This is a genomic window from Microbacterium sp. NPDC087591 (assembly GCF_044743625.1).
Taxonomy (GTDB): domain Bacteria; phylum Actinomycetota; class Actinomycetes; order Actinomycetales; family Microbacteriaceae; genus Microbacterium.
Genome location: NZ_JBIUWU010000002.1, coordinates 331,484 through 354,808, shown reverse-complemented (window position 1 = coordinate 354,808; position 23,325 = coordinate 331,484). Strand labels below are relative to the sequence as shown.

Sequence of the window (23,325 nt, the reverse complement as noted above, 5' to 3'; positions counted from 1 at the left end):
GTTCGACGGCGGAAACAAACCGCGTGACGTTCGGGTAACACGCCGCTCCTATCGTCGCCAGCACGCTACATCTGCTGTTGACGGGAGTCTCTATGAACCACGCTGTGCCCCACGAGATCCTGGTCGTCGGTGCGGGGATGGTGGCCCATCGCTTCGTGGAGAGTCTGCTGAGCCGCGGCGGTGTGCCCGTGCGTGTCACGGTCGTGGGCGACGAGGATCGGGCTCCCTACGATCGGGTGGGGCTGACGAGCTTCTTCTCCGGGGCGACGCCCGAAGACCTCACGCTGGATCGCTCCGTGTTCGACGACGATCGCGTGCAGCTGCTTCCGAACGATCGAGTGCTGCGCATCGATCGCAGCGCACGAACCGTCACGACGCGGTCGCGGCGAACGTTGGACTACGACACCCTCGTGCTCGCCACGGGGTCCTACGCGGCGCGGGTCGCCGTGGACGGGGCCGATCTTCCCGGCTGCTTCGTCTATCGCACCCTGGATGATGTGGAGTCGCTGCGCGCGTTCGTGGAGCGACGGTCGCACATGCTCGGCCGTCCGCTCCGCGGCGCGGTGATCGGCGGGGGGCTGCTCGGGCTCGAGGCGGCGGGGGCTCTTCAGGACATGGACGTGGACACGGTCGTCGTGCAGTACTCGGATCGATTGATGTCGGCGCAGCTCGACCCTGCGGGCGGGGGGATGCTGAAGCGGTTGCTGGAGGCGCGAGGCATCGCGGTGCGCACCGACGCCCGCACGACTCGACTCGACCCCGACGAATCGGGCGCGGTCACCGCCTTGGAGTTCCAGGACGGCTCCTTCCAGCGCGCCGACGTCGTCGTGTTCACCGTCGGGGTGCGGCCGCGTGACGAACTCGCCCGCAACGCGGGACTCGACGTGCACCCGCGCGGTGGTGTCATCATCGATCAGCGCTGCTCCACGTCCGACCCGAGCATCCTCGCGATCGGCGAGGTCGCGAACTACGACGGCCGGTGCGTCGGTCTGGTGGCCCCCGGTTTCGCGATGGCGGAGGTCGTCGCCACCCGGTTGCTCGGCGGTGACGCCAGCTTCCCCGGGTATGACGAGTCGGCCAAGCTCAAGCTCTCCGGCGTCGACGTGGCGAGCTTCGGAGATGCGATGGCGCTCACCCCGAACGCGCTCGACGTCGTCTACGCCGACCCCGTGGCCGGCGTCTACAAGAAGCTCGTGCTCTCCGACGATGCACAGATCCTGCTCGGCGGCATCCTGGTCGGCGACGCCTCGGCATACGGTGCGCTGCGACCACTGGTCGGCACCCGTCTGGGCGCCGATCCCGCTGCGTATCTGCTGCCCGAAGGCGGTGTCGAGGCGCCCGGCGGAGAGCTCCCTGACGACGCCGTGGTGTGCTCGTGCTCGAACGTCACCGCCGGACGCATCCGCAGCGCCGTGCATGACGACGGGTGCACGGATGCCGCGGCGGTCAAGGCATGCACCAAGGCGGGAGCGACCTGCGGATCCTGCGTGCTCATGGTGAAGAAGGTCGTCGGACAGGAGCTGACGAAGCTCGGACAGAAGGTCTCGCACGCGCTGTGCGAGCACTTCGAGATGTCGCGGCGTCAGCTGTTCGATGCGGTGCGCGTCGCGGAGATGACGACCTTCAGCGCGATCATCGACCGCTTCGGCCGGGGGCGCGGCTGCGACATCTGCAAGCCGGCGATCGCCAGCATCCTGTCTGTCCTGGTCGGCTCCCACGTGCTGGACGGGGAGAACGCCACGCTGCAGGACACCAATGACCACGTCATGGCGAACATGCAGAAGGACGGGACGTACTCGGTCGTGCCGCGCATGCCGGGGGGCGAGGTGACGCCGGACGGTCTCCTCGCGATCGGGCAGGTCGCGAAGGACTTCGCGCTGTACACGAAGATCACGGGCGGTCAGCGGATCGACATGTTCGGTGCCCGACTGGAGCAGCTTCCGCTGATCTGGGCGCGTCTGGTCGACGCGGGCTTCGAGTCGGGGCACGCGTACGGGAAGTCGTTGCGGACGGTCAAGTCCTGCGTCGGTTCGACCTGGTGCCGGTTCGGAGTCCTCGACGCGGTCGGGATGGCGGTCAAGTTGGAACTGCGCTATCGCGGACTGCGCGCCCCTCACAAGCTGAAGCTCGGGGTCTCGGGGTGTGCGCGCGAGTGCGCGGAGGCCAGGTCGAAGGACGTCGGCGTGATCGCCACCGAGAACGGATGGAACATGTACGTCGGTGGGAACGGCGGGTTCTCCCCGCGGCACGCGGAGCTCTTCGCTTCCGGTCTGGACGACGCCGGTCTGATCCGGGCGATCGACCGCTTCTTCATGTACTACATCCGCACGGCCGATCGGCTGCAGCGCACGGCACCGTGGTGCGAGGAGTTCGAAGGGGGACTCGACGGCCTCCGCGCGGTCATCCTGGACGACAGCCTCGGCATCTGCGCGGACCTCGACGCCGCCATGCGCACGCATGTCGAGCGGTACGAGGACGAGTGGGCGGCCACGCTCCGCGACCCCGAAAAGCTCAGGCGATTCGAATCGTTCGTGAACGCGGCGGACACACCGGACCCGTCGCTGGCGTACGTCGCCGAACGCGGGCAGATCCGTCCGGCGACGGAGGAGGAGCGCGGCGATCGCTCCGTGCTCATCGCCGGCACCGCGCTGCAGGTGCGTCGATGAGCGGCACCGGCGCGGTGACGACGAGGGTGCGCGCATGCGCGGTGTCGGACCTCGAGGTGGAGCGCGGGCGCGCCGCGCTGTTCGGAACGGTGCAGATCGCCCTCTTCCTGCTCGCAGACGGTCGCATCCATGCGGTGTCCAACCTCGACCCCTACAGCGGTGCCCATGTGATCTCACGCGGGATCGTGGGCACGCGCGGTGACACCCCGACCATCGCCTCTCCTCTCCACAAACAGGTGTTCGACCTGCGCACCGGCGAATGCCTCGACACCCAGGGCAAGCCGGATGCGGCGCTCCAGGTGTGGCCGGTCACCGTCGATGACGGCTCCGTGTACCTCGACCTGGTCCCGGAGGGACAGCCATGATCAGTGCGCGCGGACTCCTCGGGCACTGGTGGAGCGCGCCGGCGGACGCGGGGCCGCCCCTGCCGGCGCTGGTCGGTCGCGTCGATCTGATCGGCGGCGGCCCCGGTCCCGCCGACCTCATGACGGTGCGCGCGCATCGGCTGCTCCTGGAGGCGGACGTCGTCATCGTCGATCGTCTGGGTCCAGGAGACGAGCTGCGCGCCGAACTCGGCGCGCACGTCCAGGTCATCGACGTCGGGAAGAGTCCAGGACATCACCCGGTACCACAGGAGGAGATCAACGAGCTGCTGATCGCGCACGCGAGAGCGGGCAAGCGTGTCGTCCGGGTGAAGGGTGGGGACCCGTTCGTGTTCGGACGCGGCGGGGAAGAGGTGATCGCCTGCGAGGCCGCAGGTATTCCCGTCACTGTGACTCCGGGCGTCAGCAGCGCGATCGCCGTGCCGCAGGCCGCGGGAATACCGGTCACCCACCGGGGGACGGCAGCCGCGCTGCACGTCGTGAACGGACACAGCCCGCTGTCGGCGAGCGCTCTGGCCGCGCTCACGGATCCGGCGGTGACGACCGTCGTCCTGATGGGAGTCACCGCACTCCCGCGCATCGTCGCCACGGCTCTGGCGCACGGCGTGTCGGACGAACTGCCGGTCGCCGTCGTCGAGAACGGGCATACTCCGCAGCAACGGACGCTTCACAGCGCTCTCGCTCGTGTCGTCGTCGATGCCCGCGATGCGCAGGTGCGGAATCCCGCCGTGCTCGTGTTCGGCGAGGTCGCGCGTGCGGGGCTGTTGCTGCCGTCGCAGACGGCGTCGCGATTCGCCGAGAGTCTCGCGTGAGCGGGCCTGGCGCACTCGATGCGGCCCTTGCCGGATGCGCGATCATCGTCGCCGCCGATCGCCGATCGGTGGACCTCGCCACCGCTCTGGAACGACGGGGAGCATCCGTCCATCGGGCACCTGCGCTCAGCATCGTCGCGAACGCCGACGACACGGAGCTCCTCGCGCGCACCGCTCGGCTCATCGCGGCGCCTCCCGACATCGTGGTCGTGACCACGGGAGTCGGCTTTCGAGGGTGGATGGATGCTGCGCACGAGCACGGTCTCGCCGAGGAGCTCGGCACCGCCCTGTGCGATGCGCATTTCGTGGCTCGTGGTCCCAAGGCACACGGCGCGATCCAGCAGGCCGGCTTCACGGCGGACTGGGTGGCGCAATCGGAGACCTCGGCGGAGGTCGGAGAGTATCTCCTGGCATCCGGTGTAACCGGAAAGCGGATCGTGGTCCAGCACCACGGCGCCGGATCCGATGGGCTCGACGAGATGCTGTCGTCTGCCGGCGCCGACGTGCTGAGTGTCACGGTGTACCGCTGGGGACCTCCGCCGGACCCGGAGGTCGTGCGGCGATCGACGCTGCAGGCCGGTGGTGGAGAAGCCGACGCCGTTCTGTTCACGTCGGCGCCCGGCGCCGCATCCTGGCTCGCTGTCGCCGCCTCGGCGGGGGCGCTCGAGGGGATCCGTCGTCGCGCGGCATCCGGTCGTCTGCTCCTCGCCGCAGTCGGCCCGATCACGGCAGCGCCCCTGCTCGCGCAGGATCTGCAGACCGTCGTCGCCGATCGAGGGCGTCTGGGGTCCCTGGCGCGCTGTGTGATCGCGCACTTCGGCGGTGGCCGCGCGCCGGCAGTGCGTACCGACCTCGGCCGGCTCGAAGTGCGCAGCGGCGGAGCCGTGCTCGACGGCCGCTTCGTCCCGCTCTCGCGCACCTCTGCCGGCCTCCTGGAAGCTCTCAGCAGTGCGCAAGGACGGGTCCTGTCGCGGACCGACATCGCGCGGGTCCTTCCCGGTGCCGAGCGCAACGGCCATGCCGTGGAGGTCGCCGTCGCACGGCTGCGCGAATCGCTCGCGGGAGCGGAGCTGGTGCAGACCGTCGTGAAGCGGGGCTATCGTCTGGCCGTGTCGGAGGACTGATTCGTTCGCACCACACGGAATCCGGCCCGGCGAGAATGCTCACCGGGCCGGATTCCGTCAGGCTCAGCCGACGTTCGCGGGTTCCGCCGCGCGGTCGATGGAAGCGGGAGTGACGGCGCCCTCCGCCGCAGGAGGCGTCGTCAGCGCAACGGCATCGTGCGCCCTCGCCGTCGTGCCCCGACGCTCCCGCACCCTGCGCGTCGCGGGGCGGCCATAGGTGACGTACAGCGGCAGTCCGACGAAGAGCAGTCCGCCGACCAGGTTCCCGACGACCGTCGGGATCTCGTTCCAGATCAGGTAATCCACGATCGTGAAGTCCGCGCCGAGGAGCAGCCCCGAGGGGAACAGGAACATGTTCACGATCGAGTGCTCGAAGCCCATGTAGAAGAAGAGCATGATGGGCAGCCACATCGCGACGATCTTGCCGAGGACGTTCTCGGAGATCATCGCCAGCACGACACCGGTCGACACCATCCAGTTGCACAGCACGCCACGGATGAAGAGGGTCAGCATTCCGCCGGCGCCGTGGTCCGCGTATCCGACCGTGCGGCCGTGGCCGATCTCGCCGATCGCCTGGCCGACCGCGCTGGGTTCGGTCGTGAAGCCGTAGGTGAAGTAGATCGCCATCAGGACCGCGACCAGGAAGGCCCCGCCGAAGTTGCCGAGGAACACGAGGCCCCAGTTGCGGAGGACTCCGCCAAACGTCGCGCCGGGCCGCTTGTCGAGCACGGCGAGAGGAGCGAGCGTGAAGACCCCGGTGAGCAGGTCGTAACCGAGCAGGTAGAGCATCACGAACCCGACCGGGAACAGGATCGCCCCCAGGAGCGGCTGCCCGGTGTTGGTGGAGACGGTGACCGCGAAGGCCGCGGCGATCGTCAGGAACGCCGCCCCCATGAAGGAGCGGATCAGGGTGTCGCGGGTGGACATCTGGATCTTGTAGGCGCCGGCATCCACCATTCGGGTGACGAGCTCGGCGGGCTTGACGTAGGACACAGGCGACCTCCACGGGGACGGGGGAGAGCGTGGTGCTCTCTGTGCCCAGAGTCCTCGACCCGCGTTTCGGTCAGTGGCGTGATGGGTTACAGCCGTGGTGCGAAGCTCTCACATCGTCGCCGCGGGCATGTGAGGGCGGCGGCTCACTCGGCGGGGGTCTCCGTCGGCGTCGGCTCCGCGGTCGGGCCGTCGCTCGGCGTCGGTGTGCTCGACGGCTCGACCGTGGGGGTGGGGGTCGGTTCGGGAGCGGTCACCTGGGCGTGCACGACCTGGCTGGCGATCGCGCCGACGACCAGCAGGCCCCCCACGACGCCCGCGACGGTGTTGTCGCGGATGCGGCGGCGGATCTGGCCCTGATGCCAGTCGCTCCTGGCTGCGTGCAGTCGCGCGCGCTCCGCCTGTGCGCGCTGCTGTGCATTCTTGGACCCGCGTGCCGCCATCTGCCCTGGTACCCCTCACCACGTCGCCGTTCGACGTCGTCTCAGAGCCTATCGTCGTCGCGCGGTCGGACCGATGCGACGGCTCCGAGCTCGCTCCCGCCAGGTCGGGGGACCGGTCGCCAGACAGAGCGGCACCGGCTACTTTTGTGGCTATCGACCGCCCCCGTCGGAAGTCAGGAGCATTCCCATGCAGTGGACCAGGAAAGCCGTCGCCGCCCTCGCGATCAGCAGCGTCGCCGTGCTCGGCGTCGTCGTGCCGGCGCAGGCGGCCGAGATCCCACCCCCGAACGGCGACATCGCCCGCATCCTGGCGGACACGAACTCCGCGCGGGCTGCGAACGGCTTGGCGCCGCTGGTGTTGGACGGCGCCGTGACGACGGTCGCGCAGAACTGGTCGGCCACTCAGTCGCGCGAGCGGCGGATGTTCCACAACCCGCAGTATTCGAGCCAGATCCCCGGTGGGTGGAGCAGAGCAGCAGAGAACGTGGCCTCCGGCTACGCGCCTGCGGAGGTCGTCCGCGCGTGGATGAACTCGTCAGGACACCGGGCCAACATCCTCGGCGACTACACCACGATCGGCATCGGCTATGTCGATGGCTATGCGACGCAGGTGTTCGCGAAGTACCCGGTCGCGTCACCGGCGCCGACCGTGCTCCCGCAGCACGCCTCGGTGCGCAGCCATGTCGCCCAGCGGGGATGGATCTCCGGCGGCGGCACCACGGGACGGGGACTGCGCCTCGAAGCCCTCGCCGTGCGGCAGCTGGACGCGAAGGTCATCTGCCTGCAGGCGCACGTGCAGAGCATCGGATGGATGACGCCGGTGTGCACGAAGGGGCCGGGGACCGAAGTCACCGTGGGCACGACCGGGCGCTCACTCCGCATGGAGGCACTGCGGGTCTGGAGTCCGGACAACAGGGTGTCCGGGCGAGGACACGTCTCAGGTCTCGGCTGGCAGACGCGCATGATCTCATCGACGTCGGGCGGACAGATCTCGATCGGCACTACGGGGCAGTCCCGGCAGCTCGAGTTCGCCGACCTCTTCCGGTGACGGCGATGTCGTCGGCCCCGAGTAGCCTTGGCTGGTGACCCCTTCCGCGCCGCTGCTCTCCGGGCAGACGCCCCTCGCCGTGCGCATGCGACCGGTGTCGCTCGAGGAGGTGGCCGGGCAACGGCACCTGCTGCGTGCGGGATCGCCGATCGTCGCGCTCGCCGATCCCGACGCCACATCGCCCGGGGCGGTCTCGATCATCCTGTGGGGTCCTCCCGGCACAGGCAAGACCACGCTCGCGCAGGCGATCGCCCGCTCGTCTGGACGCCGCTTCGTCGAACTCTCCGCGATCACGGCCGGAGTGAAGGACGTGCGCGAGGTCATGCAGGAGGCCGTGACACAGCGCGATCTGTACGGACAGACGACGATCCTGTTCCTCGATGAGATCCACCGCTTCACGAAGGCCCAGCAGGACGCCCTGCTCCCCGGCGTCGAGAACGGCTGGGTGATCCTGATCGCCGCGACGACCGAGAATCCCTCGTTCTCGGTCATCTCCCCGCTGCTGTCGCGGTCGCTGCTGCTCACGCTGCAGGCCTTGACCGACGACGACATCGGGCTCCTCGTCGATCGAGCAGTGAGCGACGCGCGCGGTCTGAACGGCGTCGTGACGTTGAGCGATGAGGCCCGGTCCTCGCTCATCCGGCTCGCCTCGGGTGATGCGCGGCGTGCGCTGACCGGTCTGGAGGCCGGCGCAGCGGTGGCGCTCTCTCATGCATTGGAGGGCGCGGACGACGGTGCGCAGGGCGCGAAGGGAGGCGAGAAGGGCGCGGCGACGAAGTCCACCGGTGTTCCCGTCGTCTCCGCAGACGACATCGCTCAGGCGGTCGACCGTGCGCTGCTCCGCTACGACCGCCAGGGCGACGAGCACTACGACGTCATCAGCGCGTTCATCAAGTCGATCCGCGGTTCCGACCCCGATGCGGCGCTGCACTACCTCGCCCGGATGATCGAGGCGGGGGAGGACCCGCGCTTCATCGCGCGCCGCCTCGTGATCTCGGCATCGGAGGACGTCGGCCTCGCCGATCCGCAGGCACTGACGATCGCGGTGGCCGCCGCCGACGCGGTGGCGTTCATCGGCATGCCGGAGGGGCGCATACCGCTCGCCGAGGCGACGGTCTATCTGGCCACGACGGCGAAGTCGAACGCCGCGTACGTGGGCATCGACGCGGCGATCGCCGATATCCGCAAGGGCGGCTTCGGTCGTGTACCCGTGCACCTGCGCGATGCCCACTATCCGGGCGCCAAGCGATTGGGGCATGGCCGCGGTTATGTGTATCCGCACGACGCGGAGTACGGAATCGTGCCCCAGCAGTACCTGCCGGATGAGCTCGACGGGCGCCGCTACTACGAGCCGAAGGCGCTCGGCTCCGAGCGTGACATCTCGGCGCGACTGGAGCGGATCCGCCGCATCCTCGGCGATCGCTGAGCGGCGTACGGCTATCTGTTAGACTTGAGCGGCTCGAAACCGAGTTTTCGGGCATCTCCTCGTTCACACCCCACCTTTGTCTGCGCCCCGGCGTGCGCTACTCAGGCAGAACGCGGACGATACGTCCGTGAGTCGCGAAAGACGCGACCACGTCATCGGAAGGACAGCTTCGTGACCACGAAGTCCCAGGACCGCCGCAAGGTGCGTCTGAGCCGTGCCCTCGGCATCCCGCTCACCCCGAAGGCCGCCCGCTACCTCGAGAAGCGTCCCTACGCTCCGGGTGAGCACGGCCGCACCAAGCGCAAGGCTGACAGCGACTACGCGGTTCGTCTGCGTGAGAAGCAGCGTCTGCGCGAGCAGTACGGCATCCGCGAGAAGCAGATGCGCAACACGTTCAACGAGGCTCGCCGCCAGGAGGGTCTGACCGGTGAGAACCTGGTCGAGCTCCTCGAGATGCGTCTCGACGCTCTCGTCGTGCGTTCGGGCTTCGCTCGCACCACGGCGCAGGCTCGCCAGCTCGTCGTGCACCGTCACATCCTCGTCGACGGCCAGCTCGTCGACCGCCCGTCGTTCCGCGTGAAGCCGGGTCAGCTCATCCACGTCAAGGCCAAGAGCGAGGGCACCGAGCCCTTCCAGGTCGCAGCAGCCGGCGGTCACGCCGAGGTCCTGCCTCCCGTTCCCGGCTACCTCGAGGTCGAGCTCGACAAGCTCCAGGCTCGCCTGGTTCGTCGCCCGAAGCGCGCCGAGGTCCCCGTGACCTGCGAAGTGCAGCTCGTCGTCGAGTACTACGCGGCTCGCTGATCCAGCGATCGAGCAATCGGCAGGAGGCGTCGGGGGTTCCCGACGCCTCCTGTCGTTTCCGCCTACGATAGGTACACCGCGCCTTCGCGGGTAAAGGGCAAGGATGGCGTCATGAAGAGCATGCAGTGGTTCCTGATCGGTGTGATCGGTGGCTTCGTCGCCGCGCACTTCATGAACAAGGACCCCCGTGGCCACGACATCCTGGCCGAGGTCGATGCCCGCATCAACGGGTTCACCGCGATCATCGGCGACGCCTACCGCGAGCAGGAGGCACGGCTCACGGAGCCGGGCAAGAACTGAACCATCGCCGCGCCTCGGCGCGCCATCTTCACGCAAGGACACCCGGCACCTCATGAAAACTGCGGAGATCGCGCAGCGTTACCTCGACTTCTTCGAGAAGAACGACCACCTCATCGTCCCCTCGGCCTCCCTGGTCAGCGACGACCCCTCCCTGTTGTTCACGGTCGCCGGAATGGTGCCGATGATCCCGTACCTCACGGGTGTCGTCCCCGCCCCGCACCCGCGCATCGCGGACCTGCAGAAGTGCATCCGCACCAACGACATCGAAGAGGTGGGGCGCACCGCCCGCCACGGCACGTTCTTCCAGATGCTGGGCAACTGGTCGTTCGGCGACTACTTCAAAGAGGGCGCGATCCGCTACGCCTGGGAGCTGCTGACGTCGTCCGAGTCCGACGGCGGGCTCGGCTTCGACGAGAAGGACCTCTGGGTCACCGTCTACGAGACCGACGACGAGGCCGAGGCCATCTGGCGCGACATCATCGGACTGAAGCCGGAGCGCATCCAGCGTCTCGGCCGTGCGGACAACTACTGGAACACCGGACAGCCCGGCCCCGGCGGCCCCGACTCCGAGATCTTCTTCGACCGCGGGCCGTCGTACGGCAAGGACGGCGGACCGGCCGTCGATGACACGCGCTTCACGGAGATCTGGAACCTCGTGTTCATGCAGGACTTCATCGAGAACATCCGCGGCAAGACGGAGTTCGACATCGTCGGCGAGCTGCCGATGAAGAACATCGACACCGGCATGGGCCTGGAGCGCGTTGCGTTCCTCAAGCAGGGCGTCGAGAACATGTACGAGTCCGACCAGGTGCGCCCGGTCCTGGATCGTGCGATCGAGCTCTCCGGTCGTCGCTACGGCGCCGTGCACGAAGACGATGTGCGCTTCCGCGTCGTCGCCGACCACGTGCGCTCCTCGCTCATGCTCCTCTCCGACGGCGTGCGTCCGTCGAACGAGGGACGCGGGTACATCCTGCGCCGCCTGATGCGTCGGACGGTGCGTTCGATGCGTCTGCTCGGCGTCGACGAGCCGGTGTTCCCCGAGCTCTTCGCGACGTCGCGCGATGCCATGAAGGCCGTCTACCCGGTGCTGGAGACGGAGTGGTCGACGCTGTCCGCCTCCGCCTTCGCCGAGGAAGAGACCTTCCGACGGACGCTGGCATCGGGCTCCACGATCCTCGACCTGGCGCTCGACGAGACCAAGAAGGGCGGCGGAGCGACCCTCAGCGGTCCGGAGGCGTTCCTGCTGCACGACACCTATGGCTTCCCGATCGACCTCACCCTCGAGGTGGCAGAGGAGGCCGGGCTCAGCGTCGACCGCGCGGCTTTCGACACGCTCATGCAGGAGCAGCGTCAGCGCGCCAAGGACGACGCCCGCAACCGCAAGCGCCAGCTCGCCGACGTCTCGGTGTACCGCGACCTCCGCGCGCTGGGCGAGACCGGCTTCGACGGCTATACCGCCCTCGAGGTCGAATCGCGCATCCTGGGCCTGCTGGTCGACGGTCAGCCCGTCCGCAGCGCCGCAGAGGGGCAGATCGCCGAGGTCGTCCTCGCCGAGACCACGCTGTACGCGGAATCCGGCGGCCAGGTCGCTGACAAGGGCACGATCGTCGGACCCGGCTTCGAGCTGGAGGTGCTCGATGTGCAGCGTCCGGTGCCAGGGCTCATCAGCCACACGGTCGAGGTCGTGCGCGGATCCGTCGCGGTCGACGACGCCGCCACCACTGTCGTCGATGCGGCGAACCGTCGTGCGGCCCGTCAGGCGCACTCGGCGACGCACCTCGTGCACGCCGCGCTGCGCGACACGCTGGGCCCGACCGCGACACAGGCCGGCTCGCTGAACCGCGCCGGCTACATGCGCTTCGACTTCGCCTGGTCCCAGGCGTTGTCCGGCGAGACGCGCTCGGAGATCGAGGAGATCACCAACCGCGCCGTGCAGGATGCGCTGGAGGTCACCACGCGCGTCCTCTCGCTCGACGAGGCCAAGGAAGCCGGAGCGATGGCTCTGTTCGGCGAGAAGTACGGCGATGTCGTGCGGATGGTCGACATCGGCGGCCCCTGGTCGCGTGAGCTGTGCGCAGGAACGCACGTGAGCTCGAGCGCTGAGATCGGGCTCGTCAGCGTCGTCGGCGAGTCGTCTGTGGGCGCGTCGAACCGACGCATCGAGGCGCTCGTGGGCGTCGATGCCTTCCGCGAGCTCGCGGCCGAGCGTGCGATCGTGTCGCAGCTCACCAGCTCGCTCAAGACGCCCAAGGAGCAGCTGCCTGAACGCATCGCCGACCTCGCCGCCAACCTCAAGGCCGCGGAGAAGCGCATCGCCCAGTTCGAAGCCAAGGAGCGTGCCGGGCAGGTGCCGGCGATCGCCGATGCCGCCGTACGCGTCGGAGACTTCCTCGTGGCAGCCCAGTCGCTCGGAGACGTCGCTTCGGCGGACGATGTCCGCGACCTCGTGATCGGAGTGCGCGAGCGTCTCGGATCCGCTGCGGCGGTCGTCGCTCTCGGCGCCATCGTCAACGGGCGCCCGGTGGTCGTCGTCTCGACCAACGACGCGGCACGCCAGGCCGGCGCCAAGGCAGGGGTGCTCGCGAAGCGCGCTGCCGGGGTGCTCGGCGGTGGTGGCGGCGGACGCGACGACGTCGCGCAGGGCGGTGGGACGGATGCTGCGGCTCTGCCCGCGGCGCTGGAGGCCATCTCGCAGGAGCTGCACGCAGCGTGAGCGGGTTCCGCCGCGGCGTGCGGCTCGGAATCGATGTCGGGCGTGCCCGGATCGGGGTCGCCCGCTGCGATCCCGACGGCATGCTCGCGGTTCCTGTCGAGACGGTCGCGCGCTCGGAGGCGTCGCTCGACCGACTCGCCGAGCTGGGCGCCGAGTACGAGCCGCTCGAGTTCGTGGTGGGTCTCCCCGTCAACATGCAGGGAACCGACACGGCCTCCACGGTCGACGCGCGGGATTTCGCCGCGGCGCTCCAGGCCCGCACCGGCACGCCCGTGCGTCTCGTCGATGAACGGCTGAGCACGGTCACAGCACACGCGGCCCTGCGTTCTTCCGGGAGATCTCAGAAGAACTCTCGTAGCATTGTGGATCAGATCGCCGCCGTCGTCCTTCTGCAGCAGGCGATCGATATGGAGAAGAGCACCGGAAACCCGGCCGGTGCCACGATTCCGCTTGACGAGGAGCCCGTCTGAACATGTCCGAACGCGAGAGTGCTTCCCCCCAGCACGATCCGGACGCCCGGCTGGGCGACCTGTTCGAGAACCTTCCCGATCCGACGCAGCAGCAGGTCCCCACGGTAGACGACCGTCCTCCGGCCCCCGGCTCGCGCCGCGCCGCGCGGGAAGCGGCGTCCGCTGCCGGACAGGGGGTGACGCCTGCGGCCGCTCCCGACGCGCCGTCGGAGCCCGCCGCCGCCCCGGTGCGGGCATCCGCGGACGACGCGGGAGCAGCCGCGCCGTCGAGTACCCCGGTCCGCGATTCCGCCGATGCCTCCGACCTCGGCGACACGCCCACGCGTGCGATGCCCCAGGTCGTCCCGAACCCCGCCGTTCAGCAGCCCACGTTGGGCGGAGGGCTCGACGACCTGTTCGCTCCGCACGAGGACGAGCGCGCCGACTCGCGTCAGCCCAAGAAGAAGCGCCGGACCGGATGCCTCGTCGCGCTGATCATCGTGCTCGTGATCGTCGGCGGCATCGCGGCGACCGGTGCCTGGGTGATGAACACCTACGGCGACAAGATCAACGAGGTCATGGGGTGGGGCGAGCCCAAGGATTGGGAAGCAGGCCTCGCCACCGGTGAGGCGCTCGTGACGATCAGCGAGGGCGACACCGGTGCCCCGGTGTCCGCCAAGCTGTTCGAGGCGGGTGTCACCAGGACCGAGGACGTCTTCTACGACTACCTGGTCGCTGAAGCACCGGACCTCACCTTCTACCCTGGCGTCTACAAGCTGCAGAAGAAGATGACGGCAGCCGCGGCGGCCGAAGCCCTGCAGAACCCGGACAACAAGATGGAGAACACGGTCTCCATGTCCGAGGGCGGGACGATCGTCTCGTCGCTGCCGTCGATGGCGGAGTCCCTCGGACTACCGCTCGCCGACTTCGAGGCTGCGGTCAAGGATCCCTCTGCGTACGGTGTCGACGCCCAGAACCTGGAGGGGTGGCTGTTCCCCGCGGTCTACACCTTCGACCCGGAGGTCACCGCCGTCCAGGTCATCCAGCGGATGGTCGATCGTACGCGCCAGGCGCTGACGGAGGCCGGCGTGCCCGATGCGGACGCCGAGCGGGTCCTCACGATCGCGTCGATCATCCAGCGCGAGGGGCGCACCGACGACTTCGCCAAGGTGTCGCGGGTGATCCAGAACCGCCTCGACATCGACATGAAGCTGCAGATGGACTCGACCGCGCAGTACGGCTACGGCTCACTGCACGAAGGCGTGGTGTCCAGTTCCGCCGAGGCCCTCGCAGACCAGAACGACTGGAACACGTACGTCATCACGGGTCTTCCGGTCACGCCGATCGCGAGCCCGAGCTTCGCCGCGATCGATGCCGCGATGCATCCGGCTGACGGCCCGTGGCTCTACTTCGTGACCATCAACCTGGCGACGGGGGAGACGCAGTTCTCCGAGACGTACGAGGAGCATCAGGCGGGTATCGAGAAGTGGCAGGCGTGGTGCCGGGACAATCCCGATGCCGGATGCTGACGGCATGACGGTGTCGCATCTCGCGGTCTGGGGCGACCCGATCGCGCACTCGAAGTCGCCCGCTCTTCATTCCGCCGCCTACGCGGTGCTCGGGCTGGACTGGGAGTACGGGCGTCGGCAGGTCTCCGCGCCCGAGTTCTCGTCCGCGATCGATGAGCTCGACGCGTCGTGGCGTGGTCTGTCGCTCACGATGCCGTTGAAGGAGGAGGCGTTTCGCGCTGCGGCGACACGCGATCGCCATGCCGAGCTCAGCGGCGCCGTGAACACCCTGTTGCTCGGTGCCGAGCCGGCCGGATTCAACACGGATGTGGGCGGCATCGTCGATGCTCTCGCCGAGAACGGCGTCACGGCCGTGGAGACCGTGCGCATCCTCGGTGCGGGAGCGACAGCGGCATCCGCCCTGCTCGCAGCGGCCGAACTCGGCGCGACCAGCGCTGATGTGCGGGCACGCCGGCCGGAGCGCGCCGTCGGGCTCGTGGCGCTGGGGGAGTCGCTCGGTGTGCGCGTCACGACCGGCCTCCTCGATGCTCCCGCCCAACGTGTGGACCTCACCCTCGCGACGCTGCCCAGCGGGACCGATCTCGAGGCGTCGGTCGCGGCGCGACTGGCCGACGACGGGGGAGCGCTCTTCGACGCCGCGTACGCACCCTGGCCATCTGCCCTGGCCGCGGAGTGGGGCGAGCGGCCCGTCATCTCCGGCCTCGGGATGCTGCTGCATCAGGCCGTGCGCCAGATCCGCATCTTCCATCACGGTGACTCGCGCGAGCCGCTGCCTGACGAGGGACGAGTGCTCGCCGCGATGCGCGCGGCGCTCTGACTCCGTACCCGGTTCGCTCCGCGTACACCTCCGCTCGGTGACACGCGGCGCGTGAGGGGCGCAACCCGTGGGAGACTGGAGCAATGCTCCGCGTGCTCACTGCCGGCGAATCGCACGGCCCAGAACTCATCGCTGTGATGGAAGGACTGCCCTCAGGCGTCCCGGTGTCCTCCGAGGCCATCCAGGCCGATCTCGCCCGCCGCAAGCTCGGCTATGGACGAGGTTCCCGGATGAAGTTCGAGCAGGACGAGCTCAGCATCTCCGGTGGCGTGCGCCACGGCAAGACGCTCGGCAGCCCCATCGCCCTGCGCATCGGCAACACCGAGTGGCCGAAGTGGATCGAGGTCATGAACCCCGAGCCCGTCGAGCTCACCGACAAGTCGCGCGGTCGCGGTGCGCCGTTGACCCGCCCCCGTCCCGGGCACGCCGATCTGGTCGGCATGCAGAAGTACGACTTCGACGAGGCCCGTCCGATCCTCGAGCGCGCGAGCGCCCGCGAGACCGCCGCCCGCGTCGCCCTCGGCGCGATCGCGCGGTCGTTCCTCGGTGAGCTGGGCATCCGCCTCGTGAGCCACACGCTGTCGATCGGGCCGGTGCGCGTGCCCGACGGATCCATGCTGCCGACGCCGGATGACGTCGATCTGCTCGACGCCGATCCGCTGCGCTGCTTCGACCCCGCCACCTCGGCGCTCATGGTGGCCGAGGTCGACGACGCCAAGAAGGACGGCGACACGCTCGGCGGCATCGTCGAGGTGCTCGCCTATGGCCTGCCCCCGGGGCTCGGTTCGCACGTGCACTGGGATCGCCGCCTGGACGCGCGCCTGGCACAGGCCCTCATGAGCATCCAGGCCATCAAGGGCGTCGAGGTGGGCGATGGATTCGAGACCACTCGTCGCCGCGGTTCGGCGGCCCACGACGAGCTCTTCGCCACCGCCGACGGCATCACCCGCGGCTCCGACCGTGCCGGTGGCACCGAGGGCGGCATGTCGACCGGCACCGTGCTGCGCGTGCGTGCCGGCATGAAGCCGATCGCCACGGTGCCGCACGCGCTGCGCACGATCGACATCGCGACGGGCGACGATGCCACGGCGCACCACCAGCGTTCCGACGTCTGCGCTGTCCCCGCGGCCGGTGTCGTGGCCGAGGCCATGGTCGCGGTCGAGCTGGCGCGCGCGGTGCTCGAGAAGTTCGGCGGTGACAGCATCCGCGAGACGCGACGCAACCTCGAGGGCTACCTCGCGGGCATTCCGGAGGAGCTGCGTACGACCCCGGCGTCCGAGGCGGCGCTCATCGCGCATGACGAGCGAGGCTGAGCCCCTCACGCTGGTCCTCGTCGGCCCGATGGCCGCGGGCAAGACCAGCGTGGGTCGGCGCGTGGCCCGACGGCTGCGCGTGGCCTTCATCGATACCGACAAGCGTGTCGTGGCCGAGCATGGTCCGATCCCGGCGATCTTCGCGGAGCACGGCGAGGAGCACTTCCGCGACCTGGAGCGTGCGGCCGTGGCTGCCGCTCTGGCGGAGGGCGGCGTGATCTCGCTCGGCGGGGGAGCAGTCACCGATGCGGGCACGCGCGAACTGCTGCGCGCGCACCCCGTCGTGTTCCTGACCGTCTCCGCCGACGCGGTCGCGGATCGGATCCGTGGCAGCAGCCGGCCGTTGCTCGCGGGTGAGGACCCGCTGGCGCGCTGGCAGGCGATCTTCGAGGAGCGTCGCGGCTGGTACGACGAGGTCTCGTCGACGACATTCGACACGTCCCGCAGACCGATGCAGAGGATCGCGGACGAGATCGTGGCATGGAGGAGAGAGCAGCGATGAGCACGACGACCATCAGTGTCACCGGGAACGATCCCTACGACATCACCATCGGACGGGACATCCTGGACCGCGTCTCCGCGGCGCTCTCGCCGACGGTGCGCAAGATCCTGGTCGTGCACCCGCCGACCCTGGCGGCGCGCGCCGGCGAGCTGCGCGATCGTCTGCTCGCCGACACGGCGAACGGCCCCCGCGAGGTGCTGCTCGCCGAGATCCCCGACGCCGAGCAGGGCAAGCGCATCGAGGTCGCCGCGTTCTGCTGGCAGGTCATGGGGCAGGCCGACTTCACCCGCACCGACGCGGTCATCGGCTACGGAGGAGGCGCGGTCACGGACCTCGCCGGCTTCGTCGCGGCGACCTGGCTGCGCGGCATCGAGGTCGTGCAGGTGCCCACCACGGTCCTCGGACTCGTCGACGCGTCCGTCGGCGGCAAGACCGGTGTGAACACGGCCGAAGGGAAGAACCTCGTCGGTGCCTTCTGGGCTCCGCGCGCCGTGATCGGCGACCTCGACGAGCTCGCCAGCCTGAGCCCGAACGAGGCCACCGCCGGATTCGCCGAGGTGGTCAAGGCCGGGTTCATCTGGGCGCCGGAGATCCTCGACATCATCGAGGCCGACCCGGCGCGCGCGATCGACACGACGACCGACGAGTTCCGCCGCGCGGTCGAGCTCGCGATCGACATGAAGGCACGTGTCGTCTCCGACGACTTCCGCGAGGCCGGCCAGCGCGAGATCCTCAACTACGGACACACGCTCGGGCACGCGATCGAGCACTCCGAGCGCTACAAGTGGCGTCACGGCGCGGCGATCTCCGTCGGCATGCTGTTCGCCGCCGAGCTCTCGCGCCTCGCCGGAAGGCTTCCGGATGAGGCGGCCCTCCGACACCGCTCGATCCTCGAATCGCTCGGACTGCCCACCTCGTACCGGGCGGGGGCATGGCCGGCGCTGCTGGCCACGATGCAGCGAGACAAGAAGAGCCGCGGCGGCATGCTGCGATTCATCCTGCTCGATGACATCGCCAAGCCGACCGTGCTGCAGGCGCCGGACGAGTCCCTGTTGTTCGCGGCCTACCAGGAGGTCGGGGCATGACGCGCCGCCTCCTGCTCGTGAACGGCCCCAACCTCAACCTGCTCGGCACCAGGGAGCCGGACGTGTACGGCACGGCCACGCTGTCGGATGTCGAACGGATCACCGCGGACGCCGCGGTCGAAGGCGGCTTCGAGGTGCGTGCGGTGCAGAGCAACCACGAGGGGGTGCTGATCGACGCGATCCACGACGCCCGCGCGGACTGCGAGGGCATCGTGATCAACCCCGGCGGGCTCACGCACACCTCGGTCGTGCTGCGCGACGCACTCACCGGGGTGAGTCTGCCCTTCGCGGAGGTACACATCTCCGACGTCTACGCGCGCGAGGAGTTCCGGCACCATTCCTACCTGCACGACGTCGCCGCGGTGCGCGTGATCGGCGAGGGCGTGGACGGCTACGCGAACGCCGTGCGACAGCTGCTCGCGCTCATCCCGTAGAATCGACTGTCGGTCCACCCTGTCCTCGGGGAAGGGACGACCGAGAAAACCACACACGAACGGAACCCGCAGCGCATGGCATCTACCGCAGACATCAAGAACGGCGTCGTCCTCAGCATCGACGGTCAGCTCTGGAGCGTCATCGAGTTCCAGCACGTCAAGCCTGGCAAGGGCGGAGCCTTCGTGCGGACGAAGCTCAAGAACGTCGTCTCGGGCAAGGTCGTCGACCGCACCTACAACGCCGGTGCGAAGATCGATATCGAGAACGTCGACCGTCGTGACTACACCTACCTGTACACGGACGGCGACGGCTACGTCTTCATGGACGCCACGGACTTCGACCAGATCACGGTCGGCGCCGCCACCGTCGGCGACGCGAAGAACTTCCTCCTGGAGAACCAGCAGGTCACGATCGCGCTCAACAACGGCAACCCGCTGTACATCGACCTTCCTGCCTCCGTCGTGCTCGAGGTGACCTACACCGAGCCCGGTCTGCAGGGCGACCGCTCCTCCGCAGGAACGAAGCCTGCGACGCTGGAGACCGGCTACGAGATGCAGGTTCCGCTGTTCCTCGAGGCCGGCACCAAGGTCAAGGTCGACACGCGCACGGGTGGCTACCTCGGCCGCGAGAAGTAAGGCGTGGGCGCCCGCACGAAGGCGCGCAAGCGCGCTCTCGACATCCTGTTCTCCGCCGATGTCCGTGGCGACGAGGTCACTGTGGCCCTCGCGGCGGAGGCGAAGCGCGCCGCGAGTGAACCCGCCCGTGAGGCCTCCTGGCTGTATGCCCGCGAGGTCGTCGACGGCATCGTCGATCACCGCGACGAGATCGACGAGCAGATCACGACGCACAGTCGCGACTGGAAGCTCGAGCGCATGCCCGCCGTCGATCGTGCCCTGCTGCGCATCGGCGTGTGGGAGATCCTCTACAACGACGAGGTGCCCACGGCCGTAGCCATCGACGAGGCGGTCGAACTCGCCAAGGAGTTCTCGACCGACGATTCGGGCGCGTTCGTGCACGGCGTGCTCGCGCGCGTCTCCCGCTCCGCCTGACGCTTCTCGTGCGGGCCCTCGCGCCCATGTCGGACACCGCGGGAAGGATGGTGGCATGCCCGCACCCCACGTCGACCTCCGTCATCTCATGCAGATCACGGACGCCGGAGGCTACGCGCGCGGGCTGGCGTACTTCCGCGAAGGGAACGTTCTGGACATCGTCTGGGACGAGGAGCGGCACGAACTCGAAGCCCATGTCCGTGGCAGCCATGATGCGACCTACCTGGTCGAGGTCGGATTCGTGTCGTCGAACGGCAAGAGCCACGCACGCTCCACCCGGTGCACGTGCCCTGTGCGTTCCGGATGCAAACACGTCGTCGCGGCGCTCCTGGCCTCGAACGTGCAGGAGTATTCGCAGCAGAACGGCGCGGTGACGACGGCGCCCGTCACCGCGACTCCGCCGGCCGAGCCCCCCGCCGCGCCGTCGTGGCGGGCACTGGTCGATCAGACCGCCGCCGCCCAGACGCGCCCTCTGGCTCTGGGCGTCGAGCTGCGTCATCGCGAGCCACGCGGCGACAATCACTGGGGGCCCCGGGCGGTCCGACCGGCGACGCCCCGCGACCTGGCCAGAGCGTCGGGCGATCTCCTCCTGGCCATCCGTCCGCTGATGCGCAGCCATCAGAGCGGAGCGTGGATCCAGGGACACGCCACGTGGGATCTCGTGAGGCGGGACGCGTCGCAGTTCGGCCGCGTGCAGAACCGCTGGTTCGGCGACCTGCTCAGCATCTCGCGCGACTCGTTGCTCTCGGGCAACGCCGGCGACTGGCTGGTGCTCGACCAGATCGAGTCCGGGCTCCTGTGGGGGCATCTGCGCGCTGGGGCGGCTCTCGGCATCCCACTGGTGGCCAGTCAGAAGAGTTCCACCGTGCGCCTCGCCGACTCGGCGGAGATCTCCGCGCGCATCACCCGGGATGACGAGAGGGCGCTGGCTGTCGCCGCCACCGTGTCCATCGATGGCACGGAGGTGGCCGCGGCAGACGTGCATCCGATCGGTCGCTCCGGGGTGTACGCGGCCTCCCTGTTCGGCAGCAGGATCCAGATCACACTCGCAGAGGCACCGCTGAGTGCGCAGGTGCGGGCGCTGCTCGAGGCGCGGCGCCCGATCATCGTGCCGGCGCAGGAGGAGGAGGCCTTCGTCGCCGAGGCCTATCCGCTGCTCGCGCGCCGCACTGCCGTGCAGACGGTCGGCGATGTCGCTCTGCCTGCCATCCCGTCGCCGGAACCGGTGCTGAACGTCGCCTTCGAGCGTGGAGACGTGGTCAGCTATTCGTTCGTGTGGTCGTATCGCGGATTCGGCACGGTGCCGTTCCTGCCCAGCCAGGCCGCAGTGCGCGATCCTGAGGCCGAGGAGGTGCGCGGCGCGGAGCTCGAGACCGTGTGGCAGGAGCACATGTCGACCCGGTTCCGACCGTCCGGCTCGTTCCACGACATCGACGCGGCGGCCTTCATCGCCCAGGTCGTGCCCGCATTCGAACGCGTGGGCGTCGCGGTCGTCACGACCGGCACGCGCAAGGAGTACCGCGAGCTCACCGGAACGCCGGAGGTGGCCGTGACCACGGTCGAGACCACCGACGCGGACTGGTTCGATCTCGGCATCATCGTGAAGATCGACGGCAGGAGCATCCCCTTCGGGCCGCTGTTCTCCGCGCTCAGCAAGGGGAGGAAGAAGCTCCTGCTGTCCGATGGCGGGTACTTCACTCTGAACCACCCGGCGCTCGACCGGCTGCGGGAGCTGATCGACGAAGCGGGCGAACTCGACGAATGGGAGACCGGTCCGCGCATCAGCCGTTATCAGACCGATCTCTGGGAGGAGTTCGAGGACCTCGCGGATGAGGCGGAGCCCGCTGTGAGCTGGCGCTCGACCGCGGAAGGGCTCCGCGCGGCGACGGGGGTTCCGTCGACGCCCGTGCCGTCGGGGGTCCGCGCCGAGCTGCGTCCCTATCAGAAGACCGGATTCGACTGGCTCGCCTTCCTGTGGAGGCACCGGCTCGGAGGCATCCTGGCCGACGACATGGGGCTCGGCAAGACGCTGCAGCTTTTGACCTTCGTGCAGCACACGCGGGACGCGGGGGAGCAGCGACCGTTCCTGGTGCTCGCCCCGACCTCCGTGCTCAGCACGTGGCGCACCGAGGCTGCTCGATTCACCCCTGGGCTCCGGGTCGCGGTCGTCGAGAGCACGAGCGGCACGCGCCGCGGAACCATGGCGGATGCCGCGGCCGGCGCTGACATCGTCGTGAGCTCGTACACGGTGGCGCGACTCGACGAGAAGCAGTTCGCGGCCGTCGAGTGGGCGGGCCTCATCCTGGACGAGGCGCAGTTCGTGAAGAATCCGAAGACGAAGCTGCATCGCGCGATCTCCACGTTCCGCGCAGATGTGACGTACGCCGTGACCGGCACGCCGATGGAGAACAGCCTCTCGGAGCTGTGGTCGCTGCTGAAGCTGGCTGCTCCCGGACTGTTCCCCTCGGCGCGGAAGTTCCGTGATCGCTACATCCAGCCGATCGAGAAGGGCAAGGTCCCCGAGAACGAAGAGGGCGGGGAGTACCGCCAGCGCCGCCTCGCGCAGCTGCGGCGCCGCATCCGACCGCTCATGCTGCGTCGCACGAAGGAACTCGTCGCGCCGGAGCTGCCGCCCAAGCAGGAGCAGGTGCTCGAAGTCGAGCTGAGCACGGCCCATCGTGCGCTCTACGACGTGGTGCTCCAGCGCGAGCGGCAGAAGGTGCTCGGCCTGCTCGACGATCTCGATCGCAACCGCTTCATCGTGTTCCGCTCCCTGACCCTGCTGCGCATGCTGAGCCTGGCGCCGGGGCTCGTCGACGAGAACGACGCCGACATCGGCTCCAGCAAGCTCGACACGCTCCTCGAGCGGGTCGCGGAGCTGCAGGCCGAGGGACACCGCGCGCTGGTGTTCAGCCAGTTCACGTCGTTCCTCGACCTGGCTGCCGCGCGGCTCGAGGAGGCGGGGATTCCCTATGCCCACCTCGACGGCACGACGCGGCGTCGGCAGGACGTCGTCGAGGGGTTCCGTGCAGGGGAGCAGCCGGTGTTCCTCATCAGCCTGAAGGCGGGCGGGTTCGGACTCACCCTGACCGAGGCGGACTACGTCTTCCTGCTCGACCCCTGGTGGAACCCGGCCGCCGAGGCACAGGCGATCGACCGCACGCATCGCATCGGCCAGACCAGTCAGGTCTTCGTGTACCGCATGATCTCGGCGGGGACGATCGAGGAGAAGGTCCGCGAGCTGCAGCAGCGCAAGGCACGCCTGTTCACCGCCGTCATGGACGACGAGGCGCTGTTCGCGCAGTCGCTCACGGCCGACGACATCCGCGGACTGTTCGACGACTGAGCGTTTTTGTCACGGCCGGTCAGACGGCCCGTCCAGCGAGCCGCCGGTAGAATCGAGCGCGTCCAATCGAGGCATCCCCATCGGGTGCCGGGCA

General features: G+C 69.1%; 21 protein-coding genes. 19 read left to right on the top strand and 2 right to left on the bottom strand.

Features of this window, described 5'->3' with window-relative positions; all coding sequences use genetic code 11:
- Positions 1–92: 92 nt before the first annotated feature.
- From nirB to ACIOVG_RS12260, 4 genes are read left to right on the top strand one after another with little or no spacing between them, the layout of a single operon-like run.
- Positions 93–2,666 (top strand): nitrite reductase large subunit NirB, encoded by a 2,574-nt coding sequence (nirB, locus tag ACIOVG_RS12275; RefSeq protein ID WP_400873630.1) that lies wholly within the window; start codon positions 93–95, stop codon positions 2,664–2,666.
- Positions 2,663–3,031, top strand: a complete 369-nt coding sequence (gene nirD / locus ACIOVG_RS12270; protein WP_400873629.1) for a nitrite reductase small subunit NirD — start codon at positions 2,663–2,665, stop codon at positions 3,029–3,031. The genes nirB and nirD overlap by 4 nt, the downstream gene beginning before the upstream one ends.
- Positions 3,028–3,861 (top strand): uroporphyrinogen-III C-methyltransferase, encoded by an 834-nt coding sequence (gene cobA, locus ACIOVG_RS12265; RefSeq protein ID WP_400873626.1) that lies wholly within the window; start codon positions 3,028–3,030, stop codon positions 3,859–3,861. The genes nirD and cobA overlap by 4 nt, the downstream gene beginning before the upstream one ends.
- On the top strand, positions 3,858–4,985 hold the full coding sequence (locus tag ACIOVG_RS12260) for a uroporphyrinogen-III synthase (protein ID WP_400873623.1): 1,128 nt from the start codon (positions 3,858–3,860) through the stop codon (positions 4,983–4,985). Before cobA ends, ACIOVG_RS12260 begins: the two co-directional genes overlap by 4 nt.
- 63 nt (positions 4,986–5,048) lie before the next feature.
- Here ACIOVG_RS12260 and ACIOVG_RS12255 read toward each other — a convergent pair whose 3' ends face one another.
- Together ACIOVG_RS12255 and ACIOVG_RS12250 are read right to left on the bottom strand one after the other, a co-directional pair.
- A complete protein-coding gene (locus tag ACIOVG_RS12255; protein ID WP_400873621.1) occupies positions 5,049–5,978 on the bottom strand; it encodes a formate/nitrite transporter family protein in 930 nt (309 codons plus the stop codon).
- A 143-nt stretch (positions 5,979–6,121) separates the two neighbouring features.
- On the bottom strand, positions 6,122–6,418 hold the full coding sequence (locus tag ACIOVG_RS12250) for a hypothetical protein (protein ID WP_400873618.1): 297 nt from the start codon (positions 6,416–6,418) through the stop codon (positions 6,122–6,124).
- A 187-nt stretch (positions 6,419–6,605) separates the two neighbouring features.
- Between ACIOVG_RS12250 and ACIOVG_RS12245 the strand changes: the two genes are divergently transcribed.
- The 15 genes from ACIOVG_RS12245 to ACIOVG_RS12175 all read left to right on the top strand — a co-directional run bounded on the left by ACIOVG_RS12245 (position 6,606) and on the right by ACIOVG_RS12175 (position 23,231).
- Positions 6,606–7,466 carry a CAP domain-containing protein gene (locus ACIOVG_RS12245; RefSeq protein WP_400873615.1) on the top strand — a complete coding sequence of 287 codons (861 nt, stop codon included), beginning with the start codon at positions 6,606–6,608 and terminating at the stop codon, positions 7,464–7,466.
- Between the two features lie 85 nt (positions 7,467–7,551).
- Complete coding sequence (locus ACIOVG_RS12240) at positions 7,552–8,892, top strand: replication-associated recombination protein A (protein WP_400874771.1); 1,341 nt, start codon at positions 7,552–7,554, stop codon at positions 8,890–8,892.
- Between the two features lie 171 nt (positions 8,893–9,063).
- Positions 9,064–9,693, top strand: coding sequence for a 30S ribosomal protein S4 (gene rpsD / locus ACIOVG_RS12235; RefSeq protein ID WP_052492801.1), 630 nt, complete (start codon positions 9,064–9,066; stop codon positions 9,691–9,693).
- A 111-nt stretch (positions 9,694–9,804) separates the two neighbouring features.
- Positions 9,805–9,993, top strand: coding sequence for a hypothetical protein (locus ACIOVG_RS12230; RefSeq protein ID WP_017830547.1), 189 nt, complete (start codon positions 9,805–9,807; stop codon positions 9,991–9,993).
- Between the two features lie 52 nt (positions 9,994–10,045).
- A complete protein-coding gene (alaS, locus tag ACIOVG_RS12225; RefSeq protein WP_400873611.1) occupies positions 10,046–12,706 on the top strand; it encodes an alanine--tRNA ligase in 2,661 nt (886 codons plus the stop codon).
- The gene (gene ruvX / locus ACIOVG_RS12220; RefSeq protein ID WP_400873608.1) at positions 12,703–13,176 is read left to right on the top strand and encodes a Holliday junction resolvase RuvX; all 474 of its coding nucleotides are present in this window, start codon (positions 12,703–12,705) and stop codon (positions 13,174–13,176) included. Before alaS ends, ruvX begins: the two co-directional genes overlap by 4 nt.
- Positions 13,177–13,178: 2 nt before the next feature.
- Entirely contained in the window at positions 13,179–14,684 is a 1,506-nt protein-coding gene (gene mltG / locus ACIOVG_RS12215; protein WP_400873606.1) for an endolytic transglycosylase MltG, read from the top strand.
- A 4-nt stretch (positions 14,685–14,688) separates the two neighbouring features.
- The gene (locus tag ACIOVG_RS12210; RefSeq protein ID WP_400873604.1) at positions 14,689–15,501 is read left to right on the top strand and encodes a shikimate dehydrogenase; all 813 of its coding nucleotides are present in this window, start codon (positions 14,689–14,691) and stop codon (positions 15,499–15,501) included.
- 83 nt (positions 15,502–15,584) lie between these two features.
- Complete coding sequence (gene aroC / locus ACIOVG_RS12205) at positions 15,585–16,814, top strand: chorismate synthase (protein ID WP_400873601.1); 1,230 nt, start codon at positions 15,585–15,587, stop codon at positions 16,812–16,814.
- Positions 16,798–17,316, top strand: a complete 519-nt coding sequence (locus tag ACIOVG_RS12200; protein WP_400873598.1) for a shikimate kinase — start codon at positions 16,798–16,800, stop codon at positions 17,314–17,316. The genes aroC and ACIOVG_RS12200 overlap by 17 nt, the downstream gene beginning before the upstream one ends.
- The gene (aroB, locus tag ACIOVG_RS12195; RefSeq protein ID WP_400873595.1) at positions 17,313–18,401 is read left to right on the top strand and encodes a 3-dehydroquinate synthase; all 1,089 of its coding nucleotides are present in this window, start codon (positions 17,313–17,315) and stop codon (positions 18,399–18,401) included. The genes ACIOVG_RS12200 and aroB overlap by 4 nt, the downstream gene beginning before the upstream one ends.
- On the top strand, positions 18,398–18,835 hold the full coding sequence (gene aroQ, locus ACIOVG_RS12190; protein WP_400873592.1) for a type II 3-dehydroquinate dehydratase: 438 nt from the start codon (positions 18,398–18,400) through the stop codon (positions 18,833–18,835). Before aroB ends, aroQ begins: the two co-directional genes overlap by 4 nt.
- Positions 18,836–18,910: 75 nt before the next feature.
- Positions 18,911–19,471, top strand: a complete 561-nt coding sequence (gene efp / locus ACIOVG_RS12185) for an elongation factor P (protein WP_363553689.1) — start codon at positions 18,911–18,913, stop codon at positions 19,469–19,471.
- Between the two features lie 3 nt (positions 19,472–19,474).
- Positions 19,475–19,885, top strand: coding sequence for a transcription antitermination factor NusB (gene nusB, locus ACIOVG_RS12180; protein WP_141871983.1), 411 nt, complete (start codon positions 19,475–19,477; stop codon positions 19,883–19,885).
- A 55-nt stretch (positions 19,886–19,940) separates the two neighbouring features.
- Positions 19,941–23,231 carry an SNF2-related protein gene (locus ACIOVG_RS12175; protein ID WP_400873587.1) on the top strand — a complete coding sequence of 1,097 codons (3,291 nt, stop codon included), beginning with the start codon at positions 19,941–19,943 and terminating at the stop codon, positions 23,229–23,231.
- Positions 23,232–23,325 lie beyond the last annotated feature (94 nt).

Coding starts and splice junctions, on each gene's coding strand:
- nirB (WP_400873630.1), top strand. CDS start 93: ATGAACCACGCTGTGCCCCACGAGATCCTGGTCGTCGGTGCGGGGATG.
- nirD (WP_400873629.1), top strand. CDS start 2,663: ATGAGCGGCACCGGCGCGGTGACGACGAGGGTGCGCGCATGCGCGGTG.
- cobA (WP_400873626.1), top strand. CDS start 3,028: ATGATCAGTGCGCGCGGACTCCTCGGGCACTGGTGGAGCGCGCCGGCG.
- ACIOVG_RS12250 (WP_400873618.1), bottom strand. CDS start 6,418: ATGGCGGCACGCGGGTCCAAGAATGCACAGCAGCGCGCACAGGCGGAG.
- ACIOVG_RS12245 (WP_400873615.1), top strand. CDS start 6,606: ATGCAGTGGACCAGGAAAGCCGTCGCCGCCCTCGCGATCAGCAGCGTC.
- ACIOVG_RS12240 (WP_400874771.1), top strand. CDS start 7,552: ATGCGACCGGTGTCGCTCGAGGAGGTGGCCGGGCAACGGCACCTGCTG.
- ACIOVG_RS12230 (WP_017830547.1), top strand. CDS start 9,805: ATGAAGAGCATGCAGTGGTTCCTGATCGGTGTGATCGGTGGCTTCGTC.
- alaS (WP_400873611.1), top strand. CDS start 10,046: ATGAAAACTGCGGAGATCGCGCAGCGTTACCTCGACTTCTTCGAGAAG.
- mltG (WP_400873606.1), top strand. CDS start 13,179: ATGTCCGAACGCGAGAGTGCTTCCCCCCAGCACGATCCGGACGCCCGG.
- ACIOVG_RS12210 (WP_400873604.1), top strand. CDS start 14,689: ATGACGGTGTCGCATCTCGCGGTCTGGGGCGACCCGATCGCGCACTCG.
- aroC (WP_400873601.1), top strand. CDS start 15,585: ATGCTCCGCGTGCTCACTGCCGGCGAATCGCACGGCCCAGAACTCATC.
- ACIOVG_RS12200 (WP_400873598.1), top strand. CDS start 16,798: ATGACGAGCGAGGCTGAGCCCCTCACGCTGGTCCTCGTCGGCCCGATG.
- aroB (WP_400873595.1), top strand. CDS start 17,313: ATGAGCACGACGACCATCAGTGTCACCGGGAACGATCCCTACGACATC.
- aroQ (WP_400873592.1), top strand. CDS start 18,398: ATGACGCGCCGCCTCCTGCTCGTGAACGGCCCCAACCTCAACCTGCTC.
- efp (WP_363553689.1), top strand. CDS start 18,911: ATGGCATCTACCGCAGACATCAAGAACGGCGTCGTCCTCAGCATCGAC.
- ACIOVG_RS12175 (WP_400873587.1), top strand. CDS start 19,941: ATGCCCGCACCCCACGTCGACCTCCGTCATCTCATGCAGATCACGGAC.